This is a genomic window from Sporosarcina sp. AD_1 (assembly GCF_057373025.1).
Map to the genome: position 1 here is coordinate 299712 of NZ_JBPVIR010000004.1, position 11812 is coordinate 311523.

Annotated in this window: 14 protein-coding genes; 3 read left to right on the plus strand and 11 right to left on the minus strand. The window is 46.1% G+C overall.

The features are described 5' to 3' along the window. Nucleotides 1–194: 194 nt before the first annotated feature. The 3 genes from ACSW3C_RS09990 to ACSW3C_RS10000 are packed head-to-tail and all read right to left on the minus strand — an operon-like array spanning nucleotide 195 to nucleotide 3301. On the minus strand, nucleotides 195–1613 hold the full coding sequence (locus ACSW3C_RS09990) for an amino acid permease (protein WP_238079510.1): 1419 nt from the start codon (nucleotides 1611–1613) through the stop codon (nucleotides 195–197). Between the two features lie 21 nt (nucleotides 1614–1634). After that, nucleotides 1635–2396, minus strand: coding sequence for a dimethylarginine dimethylaminohydrolase family protein (locus ACSW3C_RS09995; protein ID WP_486562385.1), 762 nt, complete (start codon nucleotides 2394–2396; stop codon nucleotides 1635–1637). Between the two features lie 32 nt (nucleotides 2397–2428). Beyond that, nucleotides 2429–3301, minus strand: coding sequence for a dimethylarginine dimethylaminohydrolase family protein (locus ACSW3C_RS10000; RefSeq protein ID WP_486562387.1), 873 nt, complete (start codon nucleotides 3299–3301; stop codon nucleotides 2429–2431). 170 nt (nucleotides 3302–3471) lie between these two features. Here ACSW3C_RS10000 and ACSW3C_RS10005 point away from each other — a divergent pair, with 170 nt between their 5' ends. Further along, entirely contained in the window at nucleotides 3472–4221 is a 750-nt protein-coding gene (locus ACSW3C_RS10005; RefSeq protein ID WP_486562389.1) for an IclR family transcriptional regulator, read from the plus strand. A 42-nt stretch (nucleotides 4222–4263) separates the two neighbouring features. Here the strand turns inward: ACSW3C_RS10005 and ACSW3C_RS10010 are convergent, their stop codons facing one another. Then, nucleotides 4264–5205 (minus strand): L-threonine 3-dehydrogenase, encoded by a 942-nt coding sequence (locus ACSW3C_RS10010; protein WP_486562390.1) that lies wholly within the window; start codon nucleotides 5203–5205, stop codon nucleotides 4264–4266. A 206-nt stretch (nucleotides 5206–5411) separates the two neighbouring features. Between ACSW3C_RS10010 and ACSW3C_RS10015 the strand changes: the two genes are divergently transcribed. Together ACSW3C_RS10015 and ACSW3C_RS10020 are read left to right on the plus strand one after the other, a co-directional pair. Then, entirely contained in the window at nucleotides 5412–6041 is a 630-nt protein-coding gene (locus ACSW3C_RS10015) for a hypothetical protein (protein WP_486562391.1), read from the plus strand. A 23-nt stretch (nucleotides 6042–6064) separates the two neighbouring features. Then, complete coding sequence (locus ACSW3C_RS10020) at nucleotides 6065–6235, plus strand: hypothetical protein (RefSeq protein WP_486562392.1); 171 nt, start codon at nucleotides 6065–6067, stop codon at nucleotides 6233–6235. A gap of 37 nt (nucleotides 6236–6272) precedes the next feature. Here ACSW3C_RS10020 and ACSW3C_RS10025 read toward each other — a convergent pair whose 3' ends face one another. The 7 genes from ACSW3C_RS10025 to ACSW3C_RS10055 all read right to left on the minus strand — a co-directional run bounded on the left by ACSW3C_RS10025 (nucleotide 6273) and on the right by ACSW3C_RS10055 (nucleotide 11772). After that, a complete protein-coding gene (locus ACSW3C_RS10025; protein WP_238079517.1) occupies nucleotides 6273–6557 on the minus strand; it encodes a DUF6958 family protein in 285 nt (94 codons plus the stop codon). A 207-nt stretch (nucleotides 6558–6764) separates the two neighbouring features. After that, nucleotides 6765–7997: a glycine C-acetyltransferase gene (locus tag ACSW3C_RS10030; RefSeq protein ID WP_486562393.1), complete on the minus strand. Its 1233-nt coding sequence runs from the start codon at nucleotides 7995–7997 to the stop codon at nucleotides 6765–6767. A gap of 30 nt (nucleotides 7998–8027) precedes the next feature. Continuing rightward, nucleotides 8028–9110 (minus strand): hypothetical protein, encoded by a 1083-nt coding sequence (locus ACSW3C_RS10035; protein WP_486562394.1) that lies wholly within the window; start codon nucleotides 9108–9110, stop codon nucleotides 8028–8030. 130 nt (nucleotides 9111–9240) lie between these two features. Further along, nucleotides 9241–9879 carry a YczE/YyaS/YitT family protein gene (locus ACSW3C_RS10040; protein ID WP_486562395.1) on the minus strand — a complete coding sequence of 213 codons (639 nt, stop codon included), beginning with the start codon at nucleotides 9877–9879 and terminating at the stop codon, nucleotides 9241–9243. A 275-nt stretch (nucleotides 9880–10154) separates the two neighbouring features. Continuing rightward, nucleotides 10155–10643 (minus strand): Cys-tRNA(Pro) deacylase, encoded by a 489-nt coding sequence (gene ybaK, locus ACSW3C_RS10045; RefSeq protein ID WP_486562396.1) that lies wholly within the window; start codon nucleotides 10641–10643, stop codon nucleotides 10155–10157. Between the two features lie 224 nt (nucleotides 10644–10867). Beyond that, nucleotides 10868–11395, minus strand: a complete 528-nt coding sequence (locus ACSW3C_RS10050; RefSeq protein WP_486562397.1) for a hypothetical protein — start codon at nucleotides 11393–11395, stop codon at nucleotides 10868–10870. A gap of 158 nt (nucleotides 11396–11553) precedes the next feature. Then, complete coding sequence (locus ACSW3C_RS10055) at nucleotides 11554–11772, minus strand: hypothetical protein (protein ID WP_486562398.1); 219 nt, start codon at nucleotides 11770–11772, stop codon at nucleotides 11554–11556. Nucleotides 11773–11812 lie beyond the last annotated feature (40 nt).

The following is an 11812-nucleotide window of genomic DNA, read 5'->3' on the forward strand; positions in this document are numbered from 1 at the left end:
AGAGTACACTGGAAGAAGCGGCCTTGCCTATTGCCATGCGTGTTTCCCCTACTTGTTGTGCGATTTGATGTGAAAAATGAAGAGGAGGATGTACACCAGTTCAAACCTTGATGGCCCTTGAAATGCATCCTCTCTTCCTATTTTATGCAGATAATAGTTCCAAATATTTAAAAAATTTATGTCGTAAATAGTTTTTATTCTACAGGCTTCGCCTTTACTTCCGTAAGTTCCTGCTCCTTCTTCTGCAATTTCACTTTGTAAAATACCATACAAGCGATGAAAAACCCTACGCCATAGAACAAGCCAATACGCTGGCTCGGGTCAAAAGCTAAGAATACGAGAATCAACAAACAAAACGTTATACAGACGATCGGAATCGCAGGATAGAAAGGCACGCGGAACCCTAAATCGGTTATGCTGCCTCCAGCTTTCAAATACCGTCTGCGGAACATAAGCTGTGAAGTCGCAATTCCCATCCATGAAATTGTCACCGCGATGCCTGCAATCGACATGAGGAGAACAAATACTGCATCCGCTTCCATAACACTTGTCAATAAAGACAATAGCGAGAAGGCCATTGTAAAATACAATGCGTTTAAAGGTACTTTCCTTTTCGTCAGTTTGCCGAAAAGCTTCGGAGCCATACCCTCATTTGCCATCGACCATAATAAACGGGTAGATGCATATAAGCATGAATTTCCGACAGACAGAATGGCGGTCAGGATAATGAAGTTCATAATTCCCGCCGCGTACGGCACACCTGCAATCTTCATCAGCGTAACAAACGGACTCTCCAACAGCCCAAGTTCAGACGCAGGAAATATCGCGGACAGCACGATGATCGAGGCGATATAAAAAATCACAATCCGGAACAGAATGGTCCGAATGGCTCTTGGGATGTTTTTTCCCGGGTCATCCGTTTCCCCTGCCGCGATTCCAACCAGCTCGGAGCCTTGGTACGAGAAGATGACATTCATCATCGTCACAAAGATGATCGCGATACCTGCCGGAAATAGTCCGCTTGGCGCCAAATTCGTCAAATGAGGCACCGGCCGATCCGCTAATGGAATCCAGCCAAAGATGGCTGCCACTCCAATGATAATAAACGCGATAACAGCCAACACTTTGATTCCGGCAAACCAGAATTCAGCTTCAGCAAACCCTTTTGTCGTCAAGGCATTGAGGAAAAACAGCAATACCATGAACGCCGCACACCAGACCCAGACGGGAATATGGGGGAACCAATGTTGCATGAGAATTCCTGCTGCGGTAAACTCTACTCCGGCTGTGGCCGCTGAACCGACGAAATACATCCAGCCCAAGGAAAAACCGACTGAAGGACTGATATAGCGGGTTGCATAAAGTTGAAACGATCCGGTTACCGGCATATGAACCGCCAGTTCGCCAAGACATGTCATGACCATGTATAAAATCAATCCGCCGATCAGGTAACCGATGATCGCTCCGCCTGGCCCAGCCTGATTGATGGTGTACCCTACATTTAAAAACAGCCCCGTCCCGATGACGCCGCCAAGCGATAGCATGAGCAAGTGGCGGCTTTTCATCGAGCGGTTCAATTCCAGTGGTTCGGTGTTTCCCCTTGTGTTTGACATTCGGTTCCCCTCCCATTCAAATTAGAAGCGAAGCGACAGACAGCTTAAACCGCCGTCATGCTTACGGACTTCTGACATGTCCAATTCAATCGTTTCATAGCCCGCTTCCACAAGCTTACGTTTCGTCTCCTCATAACCTTTCGGGATGATGATGTAGTCATTGACACGAATCATGTTGGCAGAATACTCATCTTCCTTCCCGATGATGATTTTTTCATAGGAATCAAAAGCTGGATGGTCGATAAATTCGCCTGCTACGACCATGCGATTTTCCCCAACGTACGCAATACCTGTCTTTAAGTGGAAGAATTCCTTCAACGGGATGATTGTCGCTTCATATCCTTCCGCTTCAAGAATCGTTTTTAATTGACGAGCGCCCTCTTCGTTTGTCCGTTCAGAAATGCCGATGTAGAAACAGTCTTCCGCTTGAAGCACATCACCGCCGTCCAACGTGCCTGGCGCTTCAATATGAAATACTTTATCGTAAAACTTTCTAAGAACCGGTTCCATCTCTACAATTTCACGATTTCTGGAATCTGCTCCCGGATTGGATACGACAGCAAAATCAGGCGTCAATACCGCCGTATCTTCCACAAACGTAGAATCCGGAAATTCCTCACTGGCCGGCAAATGAGTAACAGCCACTCCGCATTTTTCTAAAGCTTTTACGTAAGCCTCATGCTGCTTGAGCAGCACATCATAATCCGGTGTCCCTAAATCGGAAGTCGTTAACCCATTCAAATAGCTCTTTCCCGGCGTCTTGACGATTACATTTTTAAACATAAACAGATGCTCCTTTTCCCTGATTTGATTTCTTATCCTCTGACAACCGGACAAGTGAGACATGTTGGTCCACCCGTCCCCTTCACGCTGATTTCGTCGCCTTTATATTCATATACGGTCGCACCGGCTTCTTCCAATTGCCGTTTCGTGAAATCGTTTCCACGAGGTATTACACAAATGCGCGGCGCCAGCGCTAGCACATTGCAGCCGAGCACGTCATATTCTTCTTTTGGTACTTCGATTAACTGAATGCCCCGTTTGAGTAACAGCTGTCTAAAAAACACAGGCATTAATCTGGAATGAACAACGGCCAAATCCTTGTCGACCATACTGATGAAGGACATCAAATGGAGACACTCCGCTTCCCCTAAATCATGTGGAAGCTGCACCACGATGAATTCATCTACCATATCCGCGGTCAGTTCTTTTAACTGGCGAATCGCTTCGTCATTTGTCCGGTAGCCCCGGCCGACTGCTAGTGTCCGATTATCCAGCCAAACAATATCTCCTCCGTCAGCTACTGCATCTCCCGTCAACTCACCTACGATGGGAATGCCCTTTTCTTGCAGAAATTCTTTATACACTTCCGCTTCCGGCTGCCGCAGCGATTTCCCAGATTTTAAAATGATCGCCCCTTCTGGCGTGAATTTCACCGGATCGTGTGCATAGAGGGAATCCAGTCCCACTTTCTCTGAAGCCGGCAAGTAATCGATTCGCTCTACATGCTGCTCGAGTATTTCTATAAAATTCGTAAATTCCTCCACTGCCTCTTCAAAATTCGGTTCCTCTAAATAGTTAAATGTTTTCCAAGCATCGGCCAAATGCGTTTGACTTCGAAATGCCTCTTTGGGATGCTTCACAATGACATGTTGTAACGGTGTAAACATAGAAGAACAATATTTCATTTCACTCACCCTTTTCCGCATAGTGGAAACACTTTCCGTTGAAAGGAAAGATTATATGTAAAATATATTCCCGCCATGATATAATGTCAATGTGTTTAGAAAAAAATAATTAAATTTTCACTTCGAACTCATTTATTTTATCTGACTATTTACTTAGGCGGTGCTTTTTTATGCAATCTATCGATCGGGCAATGACGATTGCCAAAATACTAGCGTCCCAACCAACGGAGGTCGGATTGCCGATATCCGAACTGGCACAGGAATGTCAATTGCCACTTAGTACACTGCATCGCATTTTGCAAGCGATGATCAAACAAGGCATGGTCGAGCAGGACGAGCAAACGAAATACTACAGGCTTGGAACGATCTGGCTGGAATATGGGCTTCAAGTCTACGACACGATGGATTATGTGAATAAAATCCGTCCTGAATTGGATCGCCTGGCAAGAGAAGTGGAAGAAAGCGTCTACTTAAGTAAGCCTTCAGGAGAAGAAGCTATTATTATCGAGCGCATTGATAGCGAAAACAATCCGATACGGATCTATGACCAGCTGGGAAGCCGGATTCCGATGCATATCGGAGCGGCGAACAAAGCCATGTTGGCTGCTATGCCGGTGAACCGGCGAACTGATATCTTAACTGGATTGATTTCGGCAGGCGAGATGAAAAAAATCGAGGATGAACTCATCAAAATTGGCCAGCAAGGCTATGCCGTGAGTCATGGGGAGAGAACAGAAGGCACCTCGTCAATAGCGGTGGCCGTCATGAACGGTTTTGGAGAAGTAATCGGGGCCATCAGTATTGGCACTTTATCATTCAACCTTACAGAGGACCGGCTTGACTTTCTCATTCAGCACATCCTTGATATCGGACAAAGAGTTTCCAACAAACTGGGCTACCGGCCATCGGATAGACGATAAAAATTCGAAAAAACCGCGAACATTGATTCGCGGTTTTTCCTATTAGGACAATTTCTTTTTAAGTTTTGCCAGCATGTCTTCTGTCATGGCATCCAAGTCGTATTTCGCTTTAAAGCCCCATTCTTCGATCGCTGCAGAAGGATCGATATGATCCGGCCAGCTATCCGCAATTCCTTGGCGCACAGGATCTACATCGTAAGCCATTTGGAAGTCCGGAATATGCTTTTGAATGGCTGCCGCAATTTGAGATGGCTCGAAGCTCATAGCCGTTACGTTGAAGGCATTCCGGTGGATTAATTTCGCCGGGTCGGCTTCCATCAAGTCGACAATCGCCTGCAAAGCATCCGGCATATACATCATGTCCATATATGTGCCCTCAGCAATAAACGAGGTGTACTTTCCTTCCTCGATCGCTTTGTAATAAATATCAACCGCATAATCGGTCGTTCCGCCGCCTGGCTGTGCCACGTAAGAGATGAGGCCCGGGAAACGGACGCCGCGTGTGTCAATTCCGAACTTATGGTAATAATAATCGCACAGCAACTCGCCTGCCACTTTGTTGACTCCGTACATTGTCGTAGGACGCTGAAGTGAATCCTGCGGTGTATTTTGTTTCGGCGTGGATGGCCCGAATGCACCGATTGAACTTGGTGTGAAGAACTGCATGTCAAGTTCCCGCGCCACTTCCAGCGCGTTCATCAATCCACCCATATTCAAATTCCAGGCGAATAATGGATTCTCCTCGGCTTTCGCGGATAATAGTGCTGCCATATGCATGATCGTGTCAGCCCCGAATTTTTTAGCAAGCTCCGACATCTGCTTGCCATCCGTCACATCCAACAATTCAAACGGGCCAGACGTTTCCCCTTCAGGTTTTCGGATATCAGTTGCCAAAACGTTGTCTGTTCCATATTCGGAACGAAGCTTCTCTATCAATTCGGAACCGATTTGGCCAAGGGCTCCTGTCACGATGATCTTTTTCATATCGCATACTCCTCCTAATCGACAAGTGTATTTTTGGGAAGGACAAATTATTTCAGAATAAATGAAAATGTTATTATTCCGGTATCATTCGATTATATTATGTACTTCCGGTAAATACAACCAGCAGTTTAACTTTCCAGTATATACATGATTCCCCCCTTTTCCCCTGTCATCTGCTATACTTAGGGAAAAACTGAGGTGTACCCATGAAGGGTAAATTATTTCTTTTTATCGGCATGATGATTGCCTTTTATGTGCTGCTAAAATTGCAATTAAACCTGTGGCTCGTCTTTGTACTCATTCTGTTGGCCACATTCGGCATATCATTTGGTTATCCAATATTTATTACCTATCGCTCTAAAAGCATCCGGATGATCGACCGGTTTATTGTCTCGAATCACAGCAAGCCGTTATTTGGCTATGCGCATGCGCTGGCATACGGAAGCAAGGAAGATGTGATCCAGTCCTTGAAACGAATTATTGCCTCCTATCCGCAAGCTGAAGTACAGGAGATTTACAAAGCTAATTTAGCCTTTTATCAAAAGGATACAAAAAAGTTAAGAGAGGTCGCACAAACCATGTCCTCTCCCGATTTCAAGAACTACTACAACGGATTGGCCGCTGTTCTGAAAAAGGACTTGCCTTCAGCTGAAGAGCTCGCTAAAGAAATCCGGACGCCTTGGACATATCACTCGCTGCAGGCTGCAATCGCCTGGAAGCGAAAAGACGAGCAGCATTTTCGGCAAGAAGCCGACAAGGCAATGCAGCATGCAGTTGGTATGCAACGTTATGTTATATTCCATACAATGAAACGATTGGAAGAAGGAAGGGTTTAATCTTCGGAAGGAGGTGTGAACCGATGGAATACGTGGAAGATTCGTATGTCGAATTGAATAATGGCCTGCGAGGGCTCGTTGTTGGAGTACGATTGGACGAACAGACACGGTATGACATTGAACTTCCCAATGGAGAAATTACAACTGTATTTGCCGATGAAGTAGTAAAAGAAGTACACATGCCGACTAAATAGCCATACGAAAAACCCGCCAAATTTGGCGGGTTTTCATTTAGCCCACTTTTCGGATAAAGAGATCACCATCAACTTGCGAGCATTCAAATAACCCACGTGCCTCTAAATCCGTCACGAGCGCTTCCATGTACCATTGATTGTTCCCGTCAAACGGCGTCAGCCGTCTCAACGTCTTTTTCGATAATTCATCGAATGAAATCCAGTCTTTCTCACCGGCTATATGCAGCATCGCTTTTTTTATTTTGTCATATCTGAATCTGACAATGGAAGGGCCTTTTCTGCCATTCCGTTGCAGCAGTTGTACGTGCTCGTTATATCTCAAAGAATTCACCTCACGGCATTTATACTAAGTTATTACCCGCTTTCTATTAAATTATTCATAGATTGCAGAACTTTTTTAGGAAGAAATATTCATGTAGTATTTCAAAGATGTTACAACTCCTATCTACCTTCCTATATGGCTTAAGCATTTATTGAAATGAAGCCAATAAAAAAATCGGACAGGCGATGAGCCCATCCGATATTTTTATTATTGAATGACACCTAGTTCTTTTCCGACTTTCTCGTAAATCGCGAGCGCGTCATCAAGCATTTCCTTTGTATGGGCAGCAGTCGGCATGTTCCGCACACGCCCTGTGCCTTTTGGTACTGTCGGGAAGACGATCGATTTTGCATAGACCCCTTCTTCGATCAACCGCTTAGAAAATTGCTGCGTCAATTTTTCCTCTCCGATAATACAAGGAGTAATCGGCGTTTCGGACGCTCCAATGTTAAAGCCAAGCTTCTTCAATCCCGCTTTTAAGTAGTTGCCATTATCCCAAAGCTTGTCATGAAGCTCCGTGGATTCCATGATTTTATCAAGCGCACCCATGATAGCCGCCACATCGCCTGCAGGAAGTGCTGTGGAGAACAAGAACGGACGGGAACGGACTTTCAGCCAGTCGATCAACTGCTGCGTACCTGCGACATAACCGCCGACAACACCAATCGCTTTGGAAAGTGTTCCAATTTGGAAATCAATTTCTTTCTCCAAACCGAAATGCTTCACAGTTCCTTTTCCTTTTCCAGTTACACCCGATCCATGCGCATCATCCACGTATGTGATCAAGTCAAATTCCTTCGCAATTTTGACCGCTTCCGGCAGGTTGGCAATATCCCCATCCATAGAGAATACCCCGTCCGTGATGTACATCACTTTACCGTATTGGCCGGATTCAGTCGCTTCTTTTGCTTTCGCACGAAGGTCATCCATGTCTTGGTGTTTGACACGGATAATCTTCGCTCCGGAAAGACGGCATCCATCGATAATGGAAGCATGGTTCAATTCATCGGAAAGAATCGCGTCGTTTTTATTCATGACAGCGGAAATGGCCGCCATGTTGCAGTTGAATCCGGATTGGTAGGAAATAGCCGCTTCCGTTCCTTTGAACTCCGCCAATTTCTTTTCAAGCGCTACATGGATATCAAGCGTTCCGTTGATCGTCCGGACTGCCCCTGCTCCTACGCCGTATTTTTCAGTTGCCGCAATGGCAAGCTTTTTCAAATCCTCGTTTGTTGCCAGACCGAGGTAGTTATTGGAAGATAAGTTGATCAGTTGTTTACCTTTGATTGTTATGACAGGGCCGTTTGGACCTTCAACCGGGTCGATTTCGTTATATAGGCCTTGATCGCGTAATTCTTTCAAATTTTCTTCTAAAAATGAATGCAATGCTTTTGACAATGTGATCTTCCTTTCAAACGAGTGGTGCCCCCATTTTAGCATAGTTGTGGGCGTTTCGCCGAAAGTTAGTTCTTAGGAAGGCAGGAGATCCCAAACGGCAGCTGCCCGTTCAGCGAAGACTTTCTGGTCAATTGCCGAGTCAAGGGACGTCTTCACTTCTCGCATGGCGTTTGCATAAGCATGCATATAGCCGGAAGCATCCAGTATTTTTTCTTTATACGCTTTCTCGATCGGCGCGACTTTCCCTTCCGCCTCGGGATCTTCCGCACACAGTGAAAGGAGATCCAATATTTCATCCCCTTTTAATTCCGGCTCATATTCATGCGGTTTGGTCGCATCGAATAGACAGACGGACAATTCCGGGAACAACACGAGATCTACACTCGCGGGATCCAACCCGCACCAGCCGTAGAGCACATCGATGCCACGCCGCTCGGCTTCTTTGCCAAGTGCTTTCATGAGTGTGGATTTCCCTGATCCTGATAAGCCTTTGATCAGGAGTCGCCGCTTTGTACGAGACGTAATCGACGGGATAAAATCCTTTGCTCCTCCTGCCGACAGTGATCCGATGATCCGGTGGGCCACGCCCGATTCCTTATGCAGTTTCATGGAACCGAACAATTCCTCTTTCAGCGATTCAATCAGTTGCTCATGTTCCTTCCACATCATCCGAACAATATTGACCGCTTCCCAATCATCATGAATCTGTTTTGCCTCCGAAAGCGAAGATAACGTTTTTTGCAAGGCTTCCTCTGCTTCCGCCTTCGTAGCCACGACCCGGTCGTTCAGCTCTTTCAACTTCCTGTCATCATAGACATCATAAAAACTAACCACTTTATGCCGACCGCCGAGTTCAACCGGTTCCACCGCCACTGGATGGGATGCCTGCAAAACTAGCAAGTTCTCCCCCCTGACATATACAGCGTCCGTCTTATCAGGTTGAATCGGGTTCATAAAACGATCTACAAAAAAGCCTCGCTTGATAAAATGGGATGCGATATCTTGCAAAAGAGGGGATAATGCATTCGTCGGTGCACTCTTTAAAAAGATCACATGCTTTGCCGTGTCAATCAACTTGTCATATTTATGTGAGATCCCATGCCCCGTGTAGGCCGTCCCCATATATTCCGTAATTGTCCCGTATATCGTAACCATCCTTTCCAAATCGATCTGAATAACCTAAATCTACCTTATGCCCAAGGTTTGAAAAAATGCACGGCTTGTACTAGATTGATTCACAAAAAGAAAAGACGCCCTTTGGAGAGCGCCTTTGCAGCTATGTATATTACCTTCTGAATAAAACTTCCTCGTCCTCTTCACCGGCAATTTTTAATAACAGTTTCCGGCATTGCGGCAAAGCATAATGGACAATTTGACCGATCAACAGCGCGATGAGGACAGTTCCAATACCAACCGGCCCGCCAAGGATCCATCCGATGATGGCGACAATGACCTCAATACTGGTTCGCACAACCTTCACACTGACTCCCAGCTTATCCACAAGTATCAGCATCAAACTGTCTCGGGGGCCAGCCCCGACATTCGGCGAAACATAAACCCCAACCCCATAGGCCGTCACAATTACACCAATCGTGAAAATAACCGCCTGCCCTCCAAGCGAGGCGAAATCCGGGAGAAGCCAATTGAATAAGTCGATGAACAGACCGATCATGAACATATTCAACCATGTCCCAAGTCTTGGCCATTGCCGGAGAACAATCGCCGTACTGACGATGATAATAAAACCCGTTATGATACTCCAAGAACCGATCGATAATCCCAAATTTCGGTACAACCCGACATGCAGCACATCCCACGGCCCAATGCCGAGCCGGTTCCCTTTAATGGTCATCGAAATCCCAAGCGACATAATCATCATGCCGACCAGAAAAAACACCCAGCGCCATACAAATATCCTTCTCATTCACATTCTTCTTTCCAAGCCCGTTCGCAGGGCCACTTGTTTATCTATCTTGACTGCCACACGTTTCGTAGCAGGACACCACCGAACTACATTTCTTCACGCACCGCAGCGTTTCCTCTTCTCTAATAGTAACATGCAAGTGGACTCTAGGAAATATGCGATCCCAATTGATCAAGCGCGCTAAAGATATGCCCCGTCACACTTGTTTGAAGTATGAGCCATTCCCCTTCTACAATCGTCGCAAAGTATACGCCGGCCAAACGGGAGAAATACAATTACCCTTTCACAATTGCGGCAAAGGACGCACTGGCCACCCGGGCGAAATCCGCCGGTGCAACTTTCATTTGCAAACCTGGCTTTCCCGCACTTACGACAAAAGTCGGAAGCAGCTCCGCTGATTGATCAATAATGACAGGCAGCGGCTTCTTCATCCCGATGGCCGTACAGCCGCCACGCACATATCCCGTCTCTTTCGTCAAATCCTTCAGCGGCAGCATCTCCAACTTCTTCACGCCCGCCGCCTTGGCCGCTTTCTTTAGATCCAGCTCTTCCGCAACCGGTATAATGAAAACAAACAACTCAGAAGGAGCAGCAATCGTAACGAGCGTTTTATACACTAAATCCGCCCGCTGCCCCGTTTTCTCCGCAACCGACACCCCATCCAGCTGGCCATCGCTCACATCATATTCTATTACTTCGAACGGAACCCCTTCACTTTCCAACAATCGTACTGCATTGGTCTTAACTGCTTTCTTTTTCGCCATCCGGCACCATCCTTTATTGTTTGTTAATTTAAATGACTATCAACATCTGGAGACCTAACCGCTCGTATATTTTTAGAACAGCTCGTATATATTTTCAACCACTCGTATATTCCGATGACCGCTCGTATCTCGTCCCAAACCGCTCGAATAATTTAGGGGCAGCTTGTAACTCATGAGTTTTTTAGCCAAAAGTAAACAAACGATCATATCAATTCCTTGATTGGTCAAAAGCATGCAGCACGACTTGGTGCAGGTGAGGATCTGTTCATTCCCGCGTCCAGCGGAAAGGGGCGAAGCGCTCGTATGTGCTTCCGAACCTCTCGTATAACTAGAAGACCGCTCGTATCGCGTCTCGAACCTCTCGTATATTTCTGGAACCGCTCGTATATATTTTCAACCACTCGTATATTCCGATGACCGCTCGAATATCTGTTTAAACCGCTCGAATAATTTAGGGGCAGCTTGTTACTCATGATATTTTTAGCAAAAGTTAAACAAATGTTCAAATCAATTTCTTGATTGGTCAAAAGCATGCAGCACGACTTGGTGCAGGTGATGATCTGTTCATTCCCGCGTTCAGTGGAAAGGGACGAAGCGCTCGTATATGCTTCCGAACCGCTCGTATCGCGTCTCGAACCTCTCGTATATTTCTGGAACCGCTCGTATAATCCTGGAACAGCTCGTATCTCGGCTCTAACCGCTCGTATATGCCTCCAAACAGCTCGTATCTTTTCCAGACAGAAATAATTCAACCATCCAATCAGGTTCTTGATTGGTCAAAAGCATTCAGCGCGCCATGAAGCAGCGACGACTTGTTAATTTCCCGCGAATTGGCAGCTTTCCAAAGAACACGCCTTATTAAATCTCGAAAAGCCTATACATAAGCCAAAGCTTACAGCATGAAGGCTGTTTAAACCATTTCCCAGGGTGTCCGTATTTCCGTTGGACACATCAACTCGTCCACGATCGCTCGTATATTCGCTTCAACAGCTCGTATATTTCTATAACCGCTCGTATATCTCCTGGAGTGCTCGTATATTTTTGCAACCGCTCGTAAATCTCCTGGAGTGCTCGTATCATCGCCTGAACCGCTCGTATATCTCCTGAAGTGCTCGTATCTTCGTCTCAACCGCTCGTATATCCCCAGGACTCCTCGTTTCCTTTCACAC